Raw genomic sequence first — 21,446 nt, 5'->3', positions numbered from 1 at the left:
TCATAGAAATATGAACAATAAACGACTAGGAGGTTTCCCCCTAGCCGTTATTGTTCATATTAGCAGAAGCAAGCTGCTCCTACAATAATTAGTAAAATAAACAGTACAACAAGTAATGCGAACCCACCGCTAAAACCACAATCAACGTGACCCATAGTTTTTTGACCTCCTACATTGTTCTTACTACACTGTTATCATATGAAGTGGTGGGCATGATGACATAGGCATTGGTCTATTTTTAATTAAATTTCTTAAAAAGGTTGGATAGAACATGAGTATGCTCTATACTTATGTTGTTATAGAAAAAATGTGGTGGGATGCTTTGTGCAATATAATTTTAAAGTAGAGGCTTTTGAAGGGCCTTTGGATCTATTGTTACATTTAATACATCGTTATGAAATTGATATATATAATATTCCTGTAGCAGATATTACAGAGCAATATTTATCTTATGTGCATACGATGAAAGAACTTCAATTAGATGTTGCAAGTGAGTATTTAGTAATGGCCGCAACGTTATTACAAATTAAAAGTAAGATGTTGTTGCCGAAACATGAAGAAGATGTACTTGATAACGGTGATGATTTTATAGATGATCCTCGTCAAGAATTGATGGAGAGGTTAATTGAATATAAGAAATATAAGCAAGTTGCTACTGAGTTAAAAGAAAGAGAACAAGAAAGAGCACAGCTATATACACGTCCGCCAATTGACTTTACATCGTTGGAACAAGAAGAGGAGACAAGTTTACCTCTTGATGTTACGTTATATGATATGCTAGCAGCATTTCAAAAATTAATGCGCCGTAAAAAGGCAAAAAAACCTGTAACAACACGTATTACTCGTCAAGAAATACCAATTGAACAACGAATGACTGATATTTTAAAGCAGTTAAAAATAAAGGGTGGTCGCCAAAGTTTTTATGATTTGTTTGTTGATGATGAACGTGAAATAATGGTTGTAACATTTTTAGCAGTTCTGGAACTTATGAAAAATCAACAAATCACAATTGAGCAAGAACATAATTTTGATGAAATTTTCGTATCAAGCTCTAATAAATCTGCATAGAGCAAGTATGTGAAAATGGGATAGAAACATTTTATCTCATGCTATGTTTTAATGTATCGTTTGGAACAAGAGAAAAAGTATTGAACCGAACGCATTGATTGTGATTCGGTTTTTTGATGTGTATTTTTATGGAAAAATAGAAGGAAGGAGCTCGTGAAATGGATAGGAAAGAACAAAAGTCAATTATTGAAGGCCTTTTATTTGTTTCTGGTGATGAAGGGATTTATCCAGAACAAATAGCGAAAGTTCTTGAAATTGAAATGAATGAAGTAATTAATATTTTAGAAGAAATGCAACAAGAATGTGAAGGTGCAAACCGTGGTTTGCAAATTGTACAGTATGCAAAAGTATATCGTTTTGCTACAAAGAAAGAACATGCTTCATATTATCAAAAATTAATGGATACACCAACAGCTGCTTCGCTTTCGCAAGCTGCCCTCGAAACGTTAGCGATTGTTGCATATCGTCAACCTATCACAAGGACTGAGATGGAAGAGATTAGAGGAGTTAAAACCGATAAGGCGTTACAAACGTTGGTTTCCCATTTACTTATAAAAGAAATGGGAAGAGCAGAAGGACCAGGGCGGCCTATTTTATATGGAACAACAAAAGAATTTTTGGACACATTTGGATTGAAAACATTAGATGATTTACCACCGCTTTCTGAAGAGAATGAACAAATGAATGAAGCTGATTTATTCTTCGGTTCCTTACAAGAGATATCGAAATAAAAGCTTAGCATTTTGCTAAGCTTTTTTTGTATATCAATTATTTACAGTGCCATACTAAATGAAAAAAGGAGACGAGTTATGAGAGGTATGCGGATTATTCTATTATTAGCTTCTGTTTTATTATGTTTTTCTTTAAATAGCGCATCAGCTAAAAGGTATATGATGTCTATTCATACTACGTCTCCTTTACATATGCATCGGCAACATCTTAGTAAAATGAAAGTGAGCTTTTTAAAAGTGGGGCAAGGTGACGCAACACTTATTATAATGCCAAATGGACAAACAATGTTAATTGATGGAGGACCTTATGAAGCAGGAGAGGTTATTATTCAGAAATTAATTGAGAAAGGGATTAATCATTTAGATGTAATTGTCAGTACGCATCCCGATATGGATCATATAGGGGGGTTAATTCCAATTGTAGAGCAAATGCCGGTATCGCTTATATTAGATAGTGGAAAAACATATAGTTCTCTTACTTATCATACGTATCGGAATAATATTAAAAAAAGAGGGATACCTTTCGTTTCAGTAAAGGAAGGACAATATATACCGCTGGATCCACATGTTTCTATACAAGTATTAAACAACGGGAAATCAAAAGATGAAAATAATGAATCCTCAATTGTTTTAAAGGTACGATATGGAAAAGCGGATTTTTTATTAATGGGTGACGCGGATGTACGGACAGAAAATGAAATATTAAAACAATTTGATGTGCATGCAGATGTTTTGAAAGTGGGGCATCACGGCTCATATACTTCAACAAGTGAAACGTTTATAAAAAAAGTGGAACCGCAGTTTGCTATTCTGTCGTACGGGAGTAGTAATCCGTATGGACATCCTCATCAAAGTGTAGTAAAGCGCTTGAAAAGGCACGGTATAATGGTATATAGAACAAATAAACGTACAGTAGAAATAGAAACAGATGGTGAACATGTTATGTTAAAATCTAGCGGGTTAATGCCATTGTTGAAGTGATTTCTATATTAGGGGTGGATACTGTCCCTTTTTGGAAAAATGAATAATATATATTATAATTATAAGGGACGTAAGAAATTTCCTTTTCTGTTGAATAAAAAGGAAATTTCATTAGAATGTATAGACAACTACTCGTGCATATATTAAGATGGAACTAGGCGAATAAGGTAATAATAACAAGTAGGTATTTCATGGGAAAGGATCGATGAAAATGAAAACGCAAATTGTCATCAATGCCAAAATTTACACAGGTCAAGAAATAGTGGAAAACGGATTTATTCGTTACGCAGAAACCATTAAAGAAATTGGTTTGATGGCTCAATATGTACCACAAGAAAATGAAACTGTTTTTGATGCTACAGGGAAGATTGTAATTCCAGGTATGATCGATGTTCATATTCATGGTGGATACGATATTGATGCGATGGATGCAAATAGCGATGGGTTAGTAACTCTAGGTAAAGAAATGTTAAAAGAAGGGGTTACAACTTACTTCCCAACAACAATGACACAAGCTCCAGAGGCAATTGAAGCAGCGCTAACTGCTGCGAAAGAAGCAAAAGAAAAAGGAGCGCATTTCGAATATATTCACTTAGAAGGACCTTATGTTTCAAAGAAACGTGCGGGTGCACAACCACTTGAACATATCGTTCCTGCAAATATTGAGCAATTTAAACAATGGCAAGAAGCAAGTGGGAATTTAATTAAATTAGTAACATATGCACCAGAAGAAGAGGGAGCATTAGAGTTTGAACAATATCTTGCTGAAACTGGTGTAGTTGGCACAATGGGGCATACAGATGCAATTGATGCACAACTAAAAAATAGAAAGATTACACATGCGACACATTTATACAATCAAATGCGTGGATTACATCACCGTGAACCAGGAGTTGTTGGTCATGTGTTATTAAATCCAGATGTAATGGTTGAAGTAATTACAGATGGTATTCATATTCACCCTGATATGGTGAAATTAGCATATAAGTTAAAAGGACCGAAAAAAGTAAGTGTTATTACTGACGCAATGCGTGCAAAAGGTCTTGAAGATGGATTATATGAGCTTGGCGGACAGCCAGTACATGTAAAAGATGGTAGTGCTCGATTAGAAGATGGAACGTTAGCTGGTAGTATCCTAAAAATGGATCAAGCTTTCCGAAATGTAATTGAATTTACAGGTTGTTCAATCGAAGATGCAGTACTGATGACATCAGTTAACCAAGCAGAAGAGTTTGGATTAAATAATAAAGGTGCATTAGCGGTAGGAAAAGATGCAGACTTTGTTGTGATGAATGAAGATTTACATGTATATGATACGGTTCGTTTAGGAATTCATATGAAGGAAGGGAAGTAATTAAATGAATATTCTTGTTGTAAAAACTCCAGAAGAATTAGCAGAAGCAGGTTATAAATTAATTGAAGAAGTTGTAAAAACAAAAGAAAATCCAACATTAGGAATGGCTACAGGAAGCTCTCCATTAGGTATTTATGCAGAAATACGAAAAAATAAACTTGATACAAGCCGTGTAACCACTGTAAACTTAGATGAGTACGTAAATTTACCACATGAAGATAAAAACAGCTATCACTATTTCATGCAAGAACAGTTGTTTGATCATCTTCCATTTAAACAAACTTATGTACCAAACGGGATGGCAAGTGATTTAGAGGAAGAGTGCAAACGTTACGAGAGCATTCTAGCTGCTAACCCAGTTGACCTACAGATTCTTGGAATCGGTGAAAACGGTCACATCGGATTTAATGAGCCAGGAACACCGTTTAATTCTCCAACAAACATTGTTGAATTAACAGAATCTACACGCCAAGCAAACCTTCGCTTCTTCGAAAAAGAAGAAGATGTGCCAACTCATGCGATTACAATGGGAATTGGAAGCATTATGAAAGCGAAACAAGTTCTACTTGTTGCGATGGGTTCTAAAAAGGCAGAAGCTGTTAAAGAATTATTGCAAGGTGAATATAGTGAAGAGTGTCCGGCTACAGTTTTACAACGTCATCCGAATGTAACCGTAATCGCTGATCAAGAAGCTCTATCTTTATGCAGTGAGGCGATTGCTGATGAACATCGACAAGTATTCACCATTTCCGATCTATTATCAGATTCAAGAGTGGGTGAAACAGCTAATTGAGGACGGCGAATGGAAGCCGGGAGATAAAATCCCATCTGAGAATGAACTTTGTGATAAGTTCGAAGTGAGTCGTATGACAATCAGACAGGCGATTAATAATTTAGTGGAACAAGGCTATTTATATCGGAAGCGTGGAATTGGAACATTTGTCCAACTTCCGAAAGTGGAACAAAAGTTGCAAGGAATGACGGGATTCACAGAAGACATGATTTCTCGTGGAATGAATCCAAGTAGTCAATTACTTAGTTTCCGCCTAGTTCCAGCTACTGCTAAAATAGCAGACCGGTTAAGAATACAGGAGGGGGAATCGGTTTATGAAGTGAGGCGTATTCGCTTAGCTGATGATGAACCGATTGCTTTTGAGACGACATATTTGTCGCCAGCTCTTGTAAAAGATATTAACGAAGAGATATTGCAACAATCTTTATATGAACATTTAGAGAAAAAACTGGGCTTTAAACTTGTTAGCGCTACTCAGTCAATTGAAGCTTCCGTTGCGACGGAAAATGAAGCTGAACATCTGCATATTCCTAAAAAGGCGCCTGTACTTGTCATGCGTCAATGGTCATATTCAGAAGGTGAGGTACCGCTAGAGTACGTGAAATGTATTTATCGTGGAGATCGTTATAAATTTATTACGAATATCGCACGTAACAAATAGTATATTTCAGTTTGTGAAGTACAGTGGAATTGAAAATGGTTAACATGTAAAGAAATAAAAATACGACTCATCCTTATAAGGAATGAGTCGTATTTTTATTATGAGTAATTACGTGGTTAACAGCATCTTTGACGTGATTTACTACATAGTGAGCGTGATTTTTTACTGCATCATCTGCTTGCGACATAGCAAAACTGTGAGGAGTTAAAGAAAACATAGGAATGTCATTATATGAATCCCCTATACAAGCAATTTCCTCAGGTTTTATTTGAAACTCATTTAATAAAACAGAAATGGCAGAGCCTTTACTAACATTTGGTGGCATTACATCTAAACATTGTTCTGCAGAGATGAAAGTACTAACTTTCCCGTGGAATTTTTCATCAATTTTTTTCTGAAGGAGTTGTAAGTTCTCCTTTGTTCCACCGACAGAAATTTTATTTGGGAAAATTGTATCATCAATTTTCTGTAGTAAGTTTGGTTCTTCAACAGAAGTCATAGTTACCTGTTGTTCAAGTTCTTGAATAAAAGGTGTTTTCTCTTCAATGTAATAATTATGTTCATCACTTACATAACGGAAATAAGGATCTTCATTCGTCATAGCTAACAAATCGGGAAGTATGCTGGAATCAAAAGTTGCAGATAATAGCTGTTTATTTTCATGTGTATATACAAAAACACCATTTACACTAATACGATGAAAATTTGTATTTACAGCTTTCATTAAGTCTGCAATTTCATTATCAAGTCTTCCGGAAGCGAAGCAAAGAATAACATTTTGCTCGGCAAGGCTGCGCAGTGCCGCAACATCTTGTTCGTCAATAAGACCTCCGTGTTGCATCATTGTACCATCGATATCACTTACAAACATTTTAATCATGCTGTTATCCCCTTTCTATGTACAGTTGCTCTTACATTATACGCATCATATATAAACATGTCTAAAAAATGAATTTTTATTAAATGGCAGATGTTTTACATTGACGACAAAGAAGAATATTCTGTAACATAAAAGTAGGCTATTTAAGTACGAGGGTGGTGTTATATGAGTAATTATCTAGAAATTAAAAAAGTTTTAAATAATAATGTCATCATTGCTAGCCATCCGGAACACGAGGAAGTAGTAGTGATTGGTAAAGGAATTGGATTTGGGAAAAAAGCGAAAGATGTCTTGGAGCAAGAACAAATCGAAAAAATGTTTGTCTTAAAAAATGAACGTGATCGTGAACAGTACAAATTATTAGTGCCGCATATTAGTGAAAAATTAATTGAATTGATGAACGATATTATGCTGTACATTCAAGGGAAAGCGAAATCTCCACTAAATGAACATATTCATATTGCGTTAACAGATCATATTTCATTTGCGATTAAAAGGTTAAAACAAGGACTTACAATTGATAATCCTTTTTTAGTTGAAACAAAAATGCTCTATCCAGAGGAATATGAAATTGCGGAAGGTGTTGTAGAACTTTTAAATTCTCGTTTGCAAATTGCATTGCCTGAAGGAGAAATTGGTTTTATTGCACTTCACATTTACAGTTCGCTTACAAATTCTGATTTATCTTCAGTTAATCAAAACTCCCGTCTCATTGCACAACTTGTATCTTTAATTGAGACAAACTTACAAATTACATTAGATCAAGAGAGCATTCATTATTTACGTCTTATTCGTCATCTTCAATATGCTATTGAGAGGGTGAAAAAAGGAGAAAAAGTAGAGGAATCACAAAGTTTTGCTGATTTATTAAAGGCCGAGTATCCAGTTTGCTATAACTTGGCTTGGAAGCTAGTTAAGGTCATGCAAAAAGAGTTGCAACTACCTGTATATGAAGCTGAAAGTATTTATTTAACGATGCACTTGCAACGCTTAGTAAAGGCAGAGCATGTGTAAAAAGTTATATATTTTTGTCTAAAATGAAAACGTTAAAAAAAATGATTGAATCGCTTACAATAGTTATGTATAATAACTATTGCAAAGTTATACAAATTTCGACAAACACATTAAGGTGAGTAACGAAAACGTTTGCCTTAATTATAGTGAACTTATACGTAAACCTATTTTTGACACGTGTTACTGATTCGATCAGGCATGAGTGGAGAAAAGTAAGGAATGTAAGCTAGAGAAAGGGATATACTACCCTTTGTATAGCTATCGTTCTATCTTTTTTTCCTCATGTCTTTTTGGCGTTTGTCGGAAGGTATCAATATAGATAAGAGAGGAAGGGTTTCCATGTTTAAGAAGATCTTTGGTGTTCTTCAAAAAGTCGGGAAAGCGTTAATGCTTCCAGTAGCGATTTTACCGGCGGCAGGTATTTTACTTGGATTTGGTAATGCATTTCAAAATCCACAGTTAACAAATGTTATTCCTGCTTTAAAAGCAGATTGGTTCGTAATGGTTGCAAAAATTATGGAACAATCTGGTGATATTATTTTCGCTAACCTTGCATTATTATTCGCAGTTGGGGTAGCAATTGGTTTAGCTGGTGGAGACGGAGTAGCTGGTTTAGCAGCATTCGTCGGCTACTTAATTATGAACAAAACGATGAGTGTGTTCTTAGAAGTAGATAAGCTAGTGAAAGTAACAAGTTCTGGAGCAGACCCAGTAAAAATTGGATTTGCAGATCCAGCGTATGCAAACGTATTAGGTATTCCAACGCTACAAACAGGAGTATTTGGTGGTATTATCGTCGGGATAGTAGCGGCATATTGCTATAATAAATACTTCAACATTGAATTACCATCATACTTAGGTTTCTTTGCAGGTAAGCGTTTCGTACCGATCGCAACTGCAACATTCTCTTTAATAGTAGGTATTATCATGTGCTTCATTTGGCCATACATTCAAGGTGGCTTAAACACGTTCTCACATCAAATGATTGATGCAAATAGAACAATCGCAGCATTTATATTTGGTTTAATTGAACGTTCATTAATTCCATTTGGATTACATCACATTTTCTATTCACCGTTCTGGTTCGAATTCGGTCAGTATACAAATGCAGCTGGCGAATTAATCCGTGGTGACCAAAAAATCTTTATGGCACAGTTAAAAGACGGTGTAGAATTAACAGCAGGTACATTTACAACTGGTAAGTATCCGTTCATGATGTTTGGTCTTCCAGCAGCAGCTTTAGCAATGTACCATGAAGCACGTCCAGAAAATAAAAAATTAGCAGCAGGTATTTTAGGTTCTGCAGCATTAACATCTTTCTTAACAGGTATTACAGAGCCACTTGAATTTTCATTCTTATTCGTAGCGCCAGTATTATTCGGAATTCACGCTGTATTTGCTGGTCTATCATTTATGACAATGCAAATTTTAGGTGTTAAAATTGGTATGACATTCTCTGGTGGTTTAATTGACTTCCTATTATTCGGTGTACTACCAGGCCGTACAGCATGGTGGTGGGTAATTATTGTTGGTCTTGTACTAGCAGTTATTTACTACTTCGGATTCCGCTTTGCAATTCGTAAATGGAATCTAAAAACACCTGGTCGTGAAGTGGCAAATGCAAATGACGGCGCAGGAAAAGCAGAAGCAGGCGAACTTCCTCGTGAAGTATTAGTAGCACTTGGTGGTAAAGAAAACATTGCTTCTTTAGATGCTTGTATTACTCGTTTACGTGTTCAAGTTAACGAACAAAAGAATGTAAACAAAGACCGCTTAAAAGAACTTGGAGCAGCTGGTGTACTTGAAGTTGGAAATAACATTCAAGCTATTTTCGGACCGAAATCTGACACATTAAAATCACAAATTCATGATATTATGTCAGGCCGTACACCTCATGTTGAAAAAGAAGAACCTGTAAAAGTGGAAGAAACTCCTCAAAAAGTTGATGAAAATGAAACAATTGTATCACCAATTGAAGGGAAAATCTTACCGATTACAGAAGTACCTGACCAAGTATTCTCAGGAAAAATGATGGGAGATGGATTTGCAATTGAGCCAACTGAAGGAACAGTAGTTTCTCCAGTTAATGGTGAGATTGTCAATGTATTCCCTACAAAACATGCGATTGGTATTCAATCTGAAGGCGGAAAAGAAATTTTAATCCACTTTGGTATTGATACTGTAAAATTAAATGGTGAAGGTTTTGAAGCGCTTGTAGCACAAGGCGACAAGGTGAAACAAGGCCAACCATTATTAAAAGTAGATCTTGCATTTGTAAAAGAAAATGCACCATCTATCATTACACCAATTGTCTTTACAAACTTACAACAAGGGCAACAAGTCGAATTGAAAAAAGATGGAAATGTTAAGAAGGGCGAAACCGCTATTATTGACATTCAGTAGGAATTTGACGCAAAATGTTTATAATTATAATAGGCGATGTGGTTGACCGAACATCGCCTATTATATACAATAGATGGTGTAGTACTCACGTCTATACAACTAAAAAATACTGTAATTTAAAGGAGATAAATTATCATGGAAAAAATCTTTAAAGTAACTAGCGACTCAGGAATTCATGCTCGTCCAGCAACTCTACTTGTAAACACTGCAAGCAAATTCGGTTCTGACATTAACTTAGAGTATAACGGAAAGAACGTTAATTTAAAATCAATCATGGGCGTTATGTCTTTAGGCATTCAACAAAACGCAGAAATTAAAATCACTGCAAATGGTGATGATGCAGCTCAAGCACTAGCAGCTATCGAAGAAACTATGAAAAACGAAGGATTAGGAGAATAATGACTCTTAATATTCAAGGGATCGCTGCATCAAGTGGGATTGCTATTGCAAAGGCTTTCAGACTTGAAAATCCTGAATTTAACATCGAAAAGAAATCAATTACAAACGAAGCTGCAGAAATTGCACGCTTAGACGCTGCGCTTGAGAAAGCAAAAACTGAATTAGAAGCTATTAAAGACCACGCATTTGCTGAACTAGGTGCTGACAAAGCTGCGATCTTTGAAGCACATTTATTAGTGTTAAATGATCCAGAACTAGTAAACCCAGTAAAAGATAAAGTAAATAGCGAAAAAGTAAATGCTGAATTTGCAATGGATGAAGTTGCATCAATGTTTATTTCTATGTTTGAAAACATGGATAACGAATATATGAAAGAACGTGCTGCGGACATTCGTGACGTAACAAAACGCGTTCTTGCACATTTACTAGGAATTAACTTCTCAAATCCTGGTACAATTTCTGAAGAGGTAATCATCATTGCTGAAGATTTAACACCATCTGATACAGCTCAGTTAAACCGTAAGTATGCAAAAGGTTTTACTACTGATATCGGTGGACGTACATCTCACTCTGCAATTATGGCTCGTTCTATGGAAATTCCAGCTGTTGTTGGTACGAAAGTTGTTATGGAAAAAATCCAAAACGGCGATATCGTTATCATTGACGGTTTAGATGGAGAAGTAATTGTAAACCCATCAGAAGAAACTCTTCGTTCGTTTGAAGAAAAGAAAGCGAAATTTGAAGAGCAAAAAGCTGAATGGGCAAAATTAAAAGACCAAGCTACTGTAACAAGTGACGGACATCACGTTGAGCTTGTTGCAAATATCGGAACACCAAATGATGTACAAGGTATTATCGATAATGGCGGAGAAGGCGTTGGCTTATACCGTACAGAATTCTTATACATGGGCCGTGACAATCTTCCAACAGAAGAAGAGCAGTTCGAAGCGTATAAAGCAGTTCTTGAAGGTGTAAAAGAGGGTCAACCAGTCGTTGTTCGTACACTTGATATCGGTGGAGATAAAGAGCTTCCATACTTACATTTACCAAAAGAAATGAACCCATTCTTAGGATACCGTGCAATTCGCTTATGTCTTGATGAGCAAGATGTGTTCCGTACACAACTTCGTGCATTACTTCGTGCTAGCGTATACGGTAACTTAAAAATTATGTTCCCAATGATTGCAACTCTTGATGAGTTCCGTCAAGCGAAAGCAATTTTATTAGAAGAGAAAGCGAAACTTGTAGAAGCGGGTACAACTGTTTCTGATTCTATTGAAGTTGGTATGATGGTTGAAATCCCAGCTTCAGCAGTATTAGCAGATCAATTTGCGAAAGAAGTTGACTTCTTCTCTATTGGAACAAATGATTTAATCCAATACACAATGGCTGCAGACCGTATGAACGAACAAGTATCTTACTTATACCAACCATATAACCCATCTATTTTACGTCTTGTAAAAATGGTTATCGATGCTGCTCATAAAGAAGGCAAATGGGCTGGTATGTGTGGTGAGATGGCGGGCGATTCACTTGCTATTCCATTATTATTAGGATTAGGTTTAGATGAGTTCAGTATGAGTGCAACATCTATTCTTCCTGCAAGAACACAACTAAGCAAGTTGTCAAAAACAGAAATGGAAACATTAGCAGAAAAAGCATTAATGATGTCAACTGCTGAAGAAGTTGTTGAACTAGTTAAAAGCATATAAGTAATAAAAAAACCTGAGTCGATTGAAATCGGTCTCAGGTTTTTTCTATGAGAAAAGTAAATCTTATTTTCTTACTAGAGGATAAGGTACAGAATTAGATAGCGATAGCAACGATATCAGATGGGCATACACGTAAAATACCAGTAAAAGTATTTCGGTTTTGATTGTGCTTATCATCTTTGTTGTTATCTTTATTGTCTTTGTCATTGTTATTACGAGCTAAAGCAGAGAAAAGAGCAACACCGTTACAGAAACCTTCAAAAATTACATTGTTGAAAGATCCAACACCTTTAACGCTTAATAGAGAAAGCTCTGTTCCAACTGAAATGCTAGCAAGTACGTTACATACAGCTGGTTGTTGTGGCTTAACCTCTCTCTCCTTCTCACGATGGTCGCGCTCTCTTTCATGATGATGACAGTCTCTAAAGTTATCACAGCATCCAAATGATCCAAACATAATCCTCATCACCCCCTTCACACTTATAATCTATGTAAGTTCGGTAGTAAGTGACTGGACAGAGAGTGGAATTTTTTCTAGGGGATTTTCTCATTTTAAATGACTAGCTGGGTGTTTAGTATGGAATGATGTTTAAAATAGGGGTAATATAACAAAAAAATGTAAAAACCACCGAAATAAATGAAATGGGTAGCCTTTACACTTTTTTACTTTTATATAAAACGATGATATATACAGGAAGAGCTAGGAGTAGTGGTACAATGGATCGTGCAGTATGTTTTTCTGATTCTAATTGGAATGCTTCTTCTTTTGGGAATTGTAAAATGGAGATGTTTGCGGCATCACCAATAAAATATAGAAGCAGTACAGTTACTATGTAGCATAAAAGTGCGATAAAGCTTCCGTATGAACTCAATGAAAATCCCTCTCTTGTTATCTATTTGTTATCATTGTATCACAATTGTAACAAAAATACACGGGTATATTTCAACACCTTAACAAAATTCGACACGAAACGTCACGTTTACTTATGAGGAGGGAATAGAATATACTTTTCCATAAGTATAAATGTCGAATGATTTGTAGTAATATTACAAAAGTGTGACAGGAAATAAAAAAACGAAGGCAACGTAGTTACCTTCGTTTTTTATTATTTTGCCCACTCGCTCACTTGCTCTACGCTCATACGTGGTGCAGGGTGGCCTTTTAAAGTTGATTCACCAATTGTAATAAGCATAATTGGAACGTAACGAGATGAAACGTTAAATTCGTCTGTCAGTGCTTGTGGATTAAAGCCACCAATAGCACAAGTGTCCCAACCAGTCGCTTTAGCTGCAAGCATAAGTTGCATTGCTGCTAAAGATGCATTTGAAAAGGCAGCATCTCTTGAGAATTGTTCACGAGCATATGCAGATTCAATATTTTTAGCTAAGCGTTCTTTTGCTTCTTCTTTCATAAATCCTTGTTCTACAATTGGACCATATACTGGCTCAACATTTTTATAAGCTTCTAAATCACCTAAAATAGCGACTACTGCAGAAGCATCAAGAATTTGTTGTTGGTTATAAGCTATCGGGTGTAATCGTTTTTGTACATCTTCACCTTGAAAAACAAGGAATTTCCAGTGTTGTAAGTTCCAAGCGGAAGGTGCTTGTGCTGCGGCTTTTAAAATCTCGTGTAATTCTGTAGATGAGATTTCTTTATTTGGGTTGAATGCACGTGTAGATGTGCGTTCATATAGAACGTTAAAAAAGTTGTCGTTTGTCATTATATATCCTCCAAATTGCATATAAAATTATCGGGAAAACGCAATATATATTACTTACATTTTGTAAGTTATCGAATTTAAGAATATAATATCTTTATTTTAATTGTCAAGTTTTAAGAAATAAGCTAGGGCATTCATACAAACGATATAATTCCTATAATCATACACTAAAAAAGGAATTTATAGAGTGAAAAGGGAAGATAACATTCTCAATTAGCTTGTTAATATGTATCTCTCACAAATTAAAGTTTATTGGGTAATAGTCTTTTAAAAATGTTTGTGAGGAATTCAGTAGAACAAGATATATGAAGTGAGTGAAGACTAGTGATGAACATACTACATTTTTTATTAGAGAATACGGTTTTCCAAAATGTGTTACAAGATTTGCAGTTAAATGTCCTTTATATAGAAAATGGATGTAAACATCAACAAACGATAGAAAATATTCATCCAAAATGTATGTTTATAGCAAATAGTTTTGAAGAGGGCGAATTATTATTTCAAAGAACGAAACCGCACATTATAATTATGTATGTAACAGATTATTCTCAAATAAAATATATAAAGAATATGTATACCTTGCAAAGTACATTTATTGTCATTTGGGATCAACAAATAACAAAAGAATTTACAGATGTACTCGCATTAGGAATACGTAATATTGTAATAGCCCCTGTAACTCCGCAAGCAGTGTTAGAAGAAGTGAATAAGAGTTTGTATCAACTTTCTTTAGTAAGGCAAGTTAGTTTGCAACAGGAACTGCTTCAAACGATGTTTGATTTTCAAAATGATTTATTATTTATAGTAGAAGATGATGAAATTGTTGATTGTAATACAAATTTTTTAACGTTTTTCGGATATGAAAATTTGTTTGCCTATCGTGAGCAACATTTAGTATTTGCTGAACATTTTATTAGAGAAAATGGATACTACTCGACGACGCATGATATAACATGGCTAGACGATACTTTATCAAGCGGTAGAAGAATTAAGATGTTAAATTATGAAGGGACAGTATCTACTTTTCTATTACGTGCGACACCATTGCCAGAAGATTTATCAAGATTTATTGTAAAGTGCACGGAAATTACAGAATTAGATGAAATCTATCAAGAACAAGAAAGACTTGCTATGATAGATTCATTAACAGAGATTTATAATCGTTTAAAGTTTCAACAAATACTAGAGGTAGAATGGGAAAAGGTAATACGTACTGATGAGAAAATAGCAATTATTTTATTTGATATAGATAATTTTAAAACAGTTAATGACACATATGGTCATGATTTTGGCGATTTGGCATTAATACAACTTGCAGAGCTTATGAAATCTAAAATGGAGCAGCAACATGTATTTGCAAGATGGGGAGGAGAAGAATTCATTATATTAGTGACAAATACAGTAGAAAAGGAAGCATTTCAAGTTGCGGAGTCATTACGATTCTTCATTGAAACAAAGCAATTCACTGGAATTTCAAAGTTAACAGCTAGCTTTGGAGTTGCGTTATATGAACAAGGAACTACAAGAGAAGAATTAATGCAACGAGCGGATATTGCATTATATGAAGCGAAAAAAAATGGGAAGAATCAAGTATGTGTGTATAGAAAAGAAAAAATGTAATTTTTCGCAACAAATTGTTGCGATTTTTTTTTATTGTTTGATAATAGAATAGGGGGACAATTTTTAGCTAAGGAATTATGGAGGATCAATATGATAAAAAAAGTAATGGTCATGGCTTCACTGTCTGCTATAGTTGGCGGTGGGGTATACTATTTTCTTGTTAGCCCCAATATAAAGGAAAACACTGTATTAACAACTAAAGTGAATCCTACTATTGAATCGGAAGTACAAGGGAATATAGAAGAAAAAGAAGAGCAACAAATTGATTATGCTAGCATATCTCAAAAATTAGATCAATATTTAGTCGGAAAGCAATTCAATGGAACAGTTTTGGTAACAGATAAAGAGCATGTTATTTTGAATAAAGGATATGGGTATGCTGATGTTCAAAATAAAATTGAAAATACGCCTCAGACAAAATATCGTATCGGTTCTATTACGAAAACAGTGGTTGCCACATCTATTTTACAGTTGCAAGAACAAGGGAAATTGAATATTCAAGATAATGTAAATAAATATATTCCTTCATTTCCGGAGAATAAAAATATTACGCTATATCATTTATTAACGCATACCTCTGGTTTACCTGAACACGCAAAAGGCAATGTTAATGCTGCTTCCCGTTTACAGTTAATTAATTGGATTGGACGTCAAAATTTAGAATTTCCTGCAGGAACAGGTTGGAGATATACAGATTATAATTATATGGTGCTTGCTTATATAATAGAACATATATCGAAAAAACCTTTAGGAGATTACATAAAAGAAAATATATTTGTAAAAGCAGATATGTATGAATCCGGCATGGGAAATATGGTGCCTGGAGATAAAAATTTTACAAAGGGTTATGTGAAAAAAAATCAAGAGCTTGTACCAGCACAAAAGCTAGGCATGGATTGGCTATATGGTTGTGGTGAGATGTATACGACAGTTGGAGATATGAAGAAATTAGACGAAGCAATTATAAATGGAAAACTTCTTTCTGAACAAAGTATACAAACAATGTTTTCACCTTCAGCGGAACGGAAATATGCATTTAGTTTTTATATATATCCAGATTATTTTCATAATCATGGTGTATTATCTGGTTGGAACACTTTCAATAATTTTAATAAAGAAAAAGGAACTTTTGTTATGTTATTTTCAAATGTGAAAAATAGTATGGATGATGACTTTAATAAAGAGTTCCGAAAGATGGTAAATGATTTATTAGAACAAAGGGGATGAGAAAATGGAACATAAAACTTTATCAATAGGTTTCATTGGTATTGGCGTAATGGGAAAAAGTATGGTTTATCACTTAATGCAGGATGGTCATAAAGTATATGTATATAATAGAACGAAGGCAAAAACAGATTCGTTAGTACAAGATGGTGCACATTGGTGTGATACGCCAAAAGAGTTAGTGAAGCAAGTTGATATTGTAATGACAATGGTTGGATATCCACATGATGTAGAAGAAGTGTATTTTGGTATAGAAGGAATTATAGAACATGCAAAAGAAGGTACGATAGCAATTGACTTTACGACATCTACACCTACTTTAGCAAAACGTATTAATAAAGTTGCAAAAAGCAAAAAAATATATACGTTAGATGCACCTGTCTCAGGAGGAGATGTTGGCGCGAAAGAAGCAAAACTCGCAATTATGGTAGGTGGAGAGAAAGAAATATATGATAGATGCTTACCTTTACTTGAAAAGTTAGGAACAAACATTCAATTACAAGGACCGGCTGGGAGTGGACAACATACAAAAATGTGCAATCAAATTGCGATTGCTTCCAATATGATTGGAGTATGTGAGGCTGTTGCTTACGCGAAGAAGGCTGGACTGAATCCAGATAAAGTGTTAGAGAGTATTTCAACAGGGGCAGCAGGTAGCTGGTCATTAAGTAATTTAGCTCCTCGAATGTTAAAAGGAGACTTTGAGCCAGGATTTTATGTAAAGCATTTTATGAAAGATATGAAAATTGCTTTAGAGGAAGCAGAAAAATTACAATTACCAGTTCCAGGCTTAAGTTTGGCGAAAGAATTGTATGAAGAGTTAATTAAGGGTGGCGAAGAAAATAGTGGAACACAAGTATTATATAAAAAATATATAAGGGGGTAAACGAGGTGGACTTTCAAAAGTTTGATGAGATGATTGATACTTTACAGCGAGCTACTTGTATGCAAATCAATGAAAAACAAAAAGAAGCTTTTAAACAAAAATATGATTTTGAACCAGAATTTGAATATGGAAGAGATGAGAAGGGGCATTATGTAATTCGAACCTCAAAAAAGATGTTAGAAGAAATGGAGTTTTATTTGGCATTGAAATATGATCGTGATGGAGTGGATCTTTATATGCAAGCTGAGATTGATGGTATATTTCATGTATCTGTTAGCTATGGTGAAGATGCCCTACATCTACAAGAATTGTTTCAATTTCTAGAAGAAAATAAATAAAAGTCCTCATTTGAGGACTTTTATTTATTTAGCCATCTTTAATTTTTATAATTATAAGTTAGAAGCACGGCGGCATCGTTCAACCGGGAACGGGATAATTTGTGCGATGTGATTAGGACCAAATTGTTTTGTACGAGCATGGCGTATTATATAAAAAGCACACAGAATTGAAACAGGAATAGCGCCGAATAAACCAAATAATAAAGCGCTTACACAAGATGCGACAAATCCTAAAACACCAATTTCTAACTCTTCCATAATAGCTCCTAAAATAACAGGAAATGCTCCACATGTAACTCCAAGTATAAGTGCGATAAGTAAGCTCATGATTATCCCCCTCTGTTTGCGATATTCTTTTCCTTCTTAGTTAATTGTAGTATATCACATATAAAACAGAATTTTCAGAAAAAATTCAATAAATGTTCAAAAAATGCACTTGAAAAAATTAAGGTGTTAAATTTGTGATGAAATGGTACTTTCAAGTAAATAAAAAATCAGGCTTATTTCAAAATGAAATAAGCCTGTTCCATAGGAGGATGTATATATGTAGAGTGAATAAAAGTTTGGAAAAGGGGATCCAAGTCCTTTTATTCAACTAACTACCTTAATAGATTGGAACCCAGCCTTCAGTTGTAACAAAAATACGAATAGCTACAACTTGGCGATCATCTTGCAAAGTAAAATAATGTCTTGCATTTTCAGGAACAGATATGAGATCACCTGGCTCAAGTTCAACGTCAAAGAATGTTCCGTCTTTTCCTTCAATGGCAAAGATGCCATGACCACTAACAATAAAGCGAACTTCATCATCAGTATGATGGTGTTCTTTTTGAAAATTAATTAATAGTTCGTCAAGGTTAGGTGTGCTATTTGAAAGTGAAATTACATCATGCGCTTTATAACCTCGGCGTGCTGAAACATCAGCAATTTCTTTTGAAAACACAGCTAATATTTCAGCTTTGTTTTCATCTGTTAAAGAATAATTTTCATTTAAATGAGTAGGAAGTTTAGAAATATTCCATTTCTCATATAAAACGCCTTCCTTTTGTAGAAATTTAGATACTTCCACTTCATTTTCAATGCGAGTATTTACTTCATGAATACGAATTTGCGCCATTAGAAACGCCTCCTTGAATTGATAATAGTTTTATATGAAATTGGAATAGAAACTCATAAGCTTCTAATCTCTTCTTTGCATCAAAGCTATCTCGGCCCCATACGGTAATACCGTGGTTACGAATCAATATTGCTCCCGAATCTCCTTGTATATGCTTTCGGAAGTTTTCTCCAAGTGTTGGGATATGGGCATGGTTTTCAATAATAGGAATTTGAATTGTTGCACCTTCTTCCCAAATATCGAGAGCTTTAATAATTTCTTGATTTTGAAGTGTGACTGCATCACTATATAAATTTGTGATGACATTATTATCAGTTGTATGAACATGAAGTACACACCCGGCATTCGTATTGTTATAAATGTGTGTATGCAATATTGTTTCTGCTGAAGGGCGTAATTCAGTCTCTAAAACGGGAACTCCTACATGATCTACTAATAGAAAATCATCTGGAGTGGTTTTTGTTTTATCTTTACCGCTTGCTGTAATAAGAAAAGTAAGTGGTTCATGACTAACCTTTATAGAAATATTACCACTTGTTGCCGGGAACCAATTTCGTGTTGTTAATTCTTTTTTTATCTCGCTCAAGTCATACCATTGACGAAAAAGTTGTTTCATAATTTCACCTCCAACAAAAGTTTTAATTCAGCTTGCACATCTTGAAATGTTTCAAACGGTGTATAAGCAATATGATTTTCTTCACACTTTGTAATAAGAAAATCGCGAGCGAATACTTTATCCGCTTGTTTCGCGGCTTGTAAATCAGTAATAGAATCTCCAATTACAATATGAAAGTCATTTGTATCACTTAATTTACGGATTAATGATGATTTACATAATCCGCAATGATTTTGGCAATGATCATCACAAGAATGAGGCCATTTAACTGTAATAAACTCTGCTGAAAAGTCTGTTTCATTACAATAAATTTGCTCTTTTGGAATGATTCCTTGTAAGAGTGGATAGACGAAGAAATCCATTCCACCTGATATCACGTAAAAAGAAATGTTATTTTCCTTTACGAATTGTATAAACTCATGAAAACCACTACGGATTTCAGCAGTTTCTATTAAAAATTGAATAATATCATCGTGCAGATTAGTAGGTATTAATTGAAATAATTGAGAAACACCTTCTTGAATGGATAGTTCTTGTGATAAAATTTTATTCTTTACTTCTTCGGCTTCTGGTGGTGCGAATTTTTCCATAATGGACATAATGTTATCATTATTTGTAATCGTGCCATCGAAATCACAAAATACTTGAATACTCATAGTTTCACCTCATGAGAGGGATTTCCCCATATTTGTAGTGCACTATGCAAATTTATGTCGTCTACTTCATGGAGCGGTTTATTTTGCAAAGTAGCATCAATTGCAGTACGGAAAGCTTTACCCCCGCCTTGCGCTCCATTTGGATGTCCGTGTATCCCGCCACCAGCATTAATAACAACATCTTTACCGAAATCTCGTACAATAAAGGGAACGAAACCAGGATGAATACCAGCAGACGGAACAGAAAAGCTCTTCTTGAAAAATGCATCGTCTTCAGTTAAATATTTTGAGATAGCAAGAGCCTCCTCTTTTTCTAGCGCAACACTTCCGTATGGAGATGGGAATAATGAAAAGTCAGCCCCAGCATAACGTAGTAGCTTTCCAAGTAATAATGGAGATGAAACTCCATATAACTTGGATGCTGAATAAGCACCACTTACAGCAGGATGTGCCATAATAGGAACTGGGATTTCATCATCTTCTGCAAGTGATTGTAGTACATCTAGTCCGTAAGCAAATGCGTTAAATAATAGAATATCAGCTCCAGCTTCTACTGCACGTTTTACATTTTCTTTTAAATCAAAAGTTCGTCCTGTTAAATTTACAGCATATAACGTTTTATGTCCGTATGTTTCGTAGACAGATTGTAAAACTTCTTTTCCGGATACAATGCGTTTCGTAAGTGGTGTTAATGCATTTTCAAATAATATTTCATCATCTTTTACTATATCTACACCACCAATTGCTTGATCGCGTAATTGTGTTTTTAAATACCCAATGTTTCGTCCAATCATTCCTTTAAAAATACTCATTAAAAGGGGACGATCATGCACTTGTAAAAGATTTCGAATACCATCTATCCCGAATTTTGGACCAGGAAAATATTTTTTTAACTCGTCTGAAAAAGTTAAGTCAATTAATTTTACTTCGCCATCAAGTGATAGCTTTCCAAATGTAGTCGTTAAAATCGCTGGTAAATCTGGACTGAAGTTTAATAGCGGATATTCGATTTTAATAATTCCGCGTTTTACTTTTTTACGTAAATACGAATTGGTATGTTCATGTTCAGCTAATTCCTCAACATGAATGACGTTACCTTTATGCTGCTTTAATTGTTCTTGCAATAAATGTGGCAAATGAGTCCAAGAGCCAATTGTTAAACCGAGTGCAATTTGTTCCGCCTTTTTTTCTAAGTGATGTGAATCATCATGAATTAAATATGTCGCTATAATTCCGCTCATTGTTATAACCTCCTAGTTAAATAAAAAA

24 protein-coding genes are annotated in these 21,446 nt (G+C 34.8%); 14 read left to right on the top strand and 10 right to left on the bottom strand.

The window, feature by feature from the left end; all coding sequences use genetic code 11:
* Positions 1-59 precede the first annotated feature (59 nt).
* Positions 60-155: a YjcZ family sporulation protein gene (locus BAQ53_RS19105; RefSeq protein ID WP_000510194.1), complete on the bottom strand. Its 96-nt coding sequence runs from the start codon at positions 153-155 to the stop codon at positions 60-62.
* Between the two features lie 169 nt (positions 156-324).
* Between BAQ53_RS19105 and scpA the strand changes: the two genes are divergently transcribed.
* From scpA to phnF, 6 genes are all read left to right on the top strand, one after another.
* Complete coding sequence (scpA, locus tag BAQ53_RS19100) at positions 325-1,068, top strand: segregation/condensation protein A (RefSeq protein WP_001199748.1); 744 nt, start codon at positions 325-327, stop codon at positions 1,066-1,068.
* Between the two features lie 158 nt (positions 1,069-1,226).
* The gene (gene scpB / locus BAQ53_RS19095) at positions 1,227-1,799 is read left to right on the top strand and encodes a segregation/condensation protein ScpB (RefSeq protein WP_000375172.1); all 573 of its coding nucleotides are present in this window, start codon (positions 1,227-1,229) and stop codon (positions 1,797-1,799) included.
* Between the two features lie 78 nt (positions 1,800-1,877).
* Positions 1,878-2,780, top strand: a complete 903-nt coding sequence (locus BAQ53_RS19090) for a ComEC/Rec2 family competence protein (RefSeq protein WP_001214823.1) — start codon at positions 1,878-1,880, stop codon at positions 2,778-2,780.
* Positions 2,781-2,991: 211 nt separating this feature from the next.
* The gene (gene nagA, locus BAQ53_RS19085; RefSeq protein WP_001987227.1) at positions 2,992-4,134 is read left to right on the top strand and encodes an N-acetylglucosamine-6-phosphate deacetylase; all 1,143 of its coding nucleotides are present in this window, start codon (positions 2,992-2,994) and stop codon (positions 4,132-4,134) included.
* Between the two features lie 4 nt (positions 4,135-4,138).
* Entirely contained in the window at positions 4,139-4,927 is a 789-nt protein-coding gene (gene nagB / locus BAQ53_RS19080) for a glucosamine-6-phosphate deaminase (RefSeq protein ID WP_001024201.1), read from the top strand.
* Complete coding sequence (phnF, locus tag BAQ53_RS19075; RefSeq protein WP_021727649.1) at positions 4,857-5,588, top strand: phosphonate metabolism transcriptional regulator PhnF; 732 nt, start codon at positions 4,857-4,859, stop codon at positions 5,586-5,588. Before nagB ends, phnF begins: the two co-directional genes overlap by 71 nt.
* 73 nt (positions 5,589-5,661) lie before the next feature.
* On the opposite strand, the gene BAQ53_RS19070 is transcribed toward phnF, so the two are convergent.
* On the bottom strand, positions 5,662-6,468 hold the full coding sequence (locus tag BAQ53_RS19070; RefSeq protein ID WP_000594242.1) for a Cof-type HAD-IIB family hydrolase: 807 nt from the start codon (positions 6,466-6,468) through the stop codon (positions 5,662-5,664).
* A gap of 165 nt (positions 6,469-6,633) precedes the next feature.
* On the opposite strand from BAQ53_RS19070, the gene glcT reads away from it, so the two are divergent.
* The 4 genes from glcT to ptsP all read left to right on the top strand — a co-directional run bounded on the left by glcT (position 6,634) and on the right by ptsP (position 11,996).
* The gene (gene glcT, locus BAQ53_RS19065) at positions 6,634-7,482 is read left to right on the top strand and encodes a glucose PTS transporter transcription antiterminator GlcT (RefSeq protein ID WP_000073857.1); all 849 of its coding nucleotides are present in this window, start codon (positions 6,634-6,636) and stop codon (positions 7,480-7,482) included.
* A 339-nt stretch (positions 7,483-7,821) separates the two neighbouring features.
* Entirely contained in the window at positions 7,822-9,885 is a 2,064-nt protein-coding gene (gene ptsG, locus BAQ53_RS19060; protein ID WP_000473174.1) for a PTS glucose transporter subunit IIABC, read from the top strand.
* Positions 9,886-10,020: 135 nt separating this feature from the next.
* Positions 10,021-10,284, top strand: a complete 264-nt coding sequence (gene ptsH / locus BAQ53_RS19055) for a phosphocarrier protein HPr (protein WP_000411080.1) — start codon at positions 10,021-10,023, stop codon at positions 10,282-10,284.
* Positions 10,284-11,996 (top strand): phosphoenolpyruvate--protein phosphotransferase, encoded by a 1,713-nt coding sequence (gene ptsP / locus BAQ53_RS19050; RefSeq protein ID WP_000174208.1) that lies wholly within the window; start codon positions 10,284-10,286, stop codon positions 11,994-11,996. The genes ptsH and ptsP overlap by 1 nt, the downstream gene beginning before the upstream one ends.
* 94 nt (positions 11,997-12,090) lie before the next feature.
* Here ptsP and BAQ53_RS19045 read toward each other — a convergent pair whose 3' ends face one another.
* The 3 genes from BAQ53_RS19045 to BAQ53_RS19035 all read right to left on the bottom strand — a co-directional run bounded on the left by BAQ53_RS19045 (position 12,091) and on the right by BAQ53_RS19035 (position 13,720).
* The gene (locus BAQ53_RS19045) at positions 12,091-12,453 is read right to left on the bottom strand and encodes a DUF3915 domain-containing protein (RefSeq protein ID WP_000468026.1); all 363 of its coding nucleotides are present in this window, start codon (positions 12,451-12,453) and stop codon (positions 12,091-12,093) included.
* 196 nt (positions 12,454-12,649) lie between these two features.
* Entirely contained in the window at positions 12,650-12,868 is a 219-nt protein-coding gene (locus tag BAQ53_RS19040; protein WP_000100485.1) for a hypothetical protein, read from the bottom strand.
* Between the two features lie 234 nt (positions 12,869-13,102).
* Positions 13,103-13,720: a nitroreductase family protein gene (locus tag BAQ53_RS19035; RefSeq protein WP_000180389.1), complete on the bottom strand. Its 618-nt coding sequence runs from the start codon at positions 13,718-13,720 to the stop codon at positions 13,103-13,105.
* Positions 13,721-14,047: 327 nt separating this feature from the next.
* Here BAQ53_RS19035 and BAQ53_RS19030 point away from each other — a divergent pair, with 327 nt between their 5' ends.
* From BAQ53_RS19030 to BAQ53_RS19015, 4 genes are all read left to right on the top strand, one after another.
* Entirely contained in the window at positions 14,048-15,340 is a 1,293-nt protein-coding gene (locus BAQ53_RS19030) for a GGDEF domain-containing protein (protein WP_151521825.1), read from the top strand.
* 90 nt (positions 15,341-15,430) lie between these two features.
* Positions 15,431-16,567, top strand: a complete 1,137-nt coding sequence (locus BAQ53_RS19025; RefSeq protein WP_061884539.1) for a serine hydrolase — start codon at positions 15,431-15,433, stop codon at positions 16,565-16,567.
* 4 nt (positions 16,568-16,571) lie between these two features.
* Positions 16,572-17,450, top strand: a complete 879-nt coding sequence (locus BAQ53_RS19020; protein ID WP_000400427.1) for an NAD(P)-dependent oxidoreductase — start codon at positions 16,572-16,574, stop codon at positions 17,448-17,450.
* 5 nt (positions 17,451-17,455) lie between these two features.
* Positions 17,456-17,788, top strand: coding sequence for a DUF3909 family protein (locus BAQ53_RS19015; RefSeq protein ID WP_000347327.1), 333 nt, complete (start codon positions 17,456-17,458; stop codon positions 17,786-17,788).
* Positions 17,789-17,839: 51 nt separating this feature from the next.
* Here the strand turns inward: BAQ53_RS19015 and BAQ53_RS19010 are convergent, their stop codons facing one another.
* The 5 genes from BAQ53_RS19010 to mtnW all read right to left on the bottom strand — a co-directional run bounded on the left by BAQ53_RS19010 (position 17,840) and on the right by mtnW (position 21,418).
* The gene (locus BAQ53_RS19010) at positions 17,840-18,115 is read right to left on the bottom strand and encodes a hypothetical protein (RefSeq protein ID WP_000054659.1); all 276 of its coding nucleotides are present in this window, start codon (positions 18,113-18,115) and stop codon (positions 17,840-17,842) included.
* Between the two features lie 277 nt (positions 18,116-18,392).
* The gene (locus BAQ53_RS19005) at positions 18,393-18,905 is read right to left on the bottom strand and encodes a 1,2-dihydroxy-3-keto-5-methylthiopentene dioxygenase (protein WP_000057326.1); all 513 of its coding nucleotides are present in this window, start codon (positions 18,903-18,905) and stop codon (positions 18,393-18,395) included.
* On the bottom strand, positions 18,883-19,521 hold the full coding sequence (locus BAQ53_RS19000; protein WP_000811342.1) for a methylthioribulose 1-phosphate dehydratase: 639 nt from the start codon (positions 19,519-19,521) through the stop codon (positions 18,883-18,885). The genes BAQ53_RS19005 and BAQ53_RS19000 overlap by 23 nt, the downstream gene beginning before the upstream one ends.
* Entirely contained in the window at positions 19,518-20,177 is a 660-nt protein-coding gene (locus BAQ53_RS18995; RefSeq protein ID WP_000027462.1) for a 2-hydroxy-3-keto-5-methylthiopentenyl-1-phosphate phosphatase, read from the bottom strand. The genes BAQ53_RS19000 and BAQ53_RS18995 overlap by 4 nt, the downstream gene beginning before the upstream one ends.
* The gene (gene mtnW / locus BAQ53_RS18990) at positions 20,174-21,418 is read right to left on the bottom strand and encodes a 2,3-diketo-5-methylthiopentyl-1-phosphate enolase (protein WP_208906172.1); all 1,245 of its coding nucleotides are present in this window, start codon (positions 21,416-21,418) and stop codon (positions 20,174-20,176) included. Before mtnW ends, BAQ53_RS18995 begins: the two co-directional genes overlap by 4 nt.
* Positions 21,419-21,446 lie beyond the last annotated feature (28 nt).

The sequence above is a fragment of the Bacillus sp. B25(2016b) genome, from assembly GCF_001679765.1.
Classification (GTDB): Bacteria; Bacillota; Bacilli; order Bacillales; family Bacillaceae_G; genus Bacillus_A; species Bacillus_A thuringiensis_K.
This window is presented reverse-complemented; position numbering and strand designations above follow the sequence as displayed.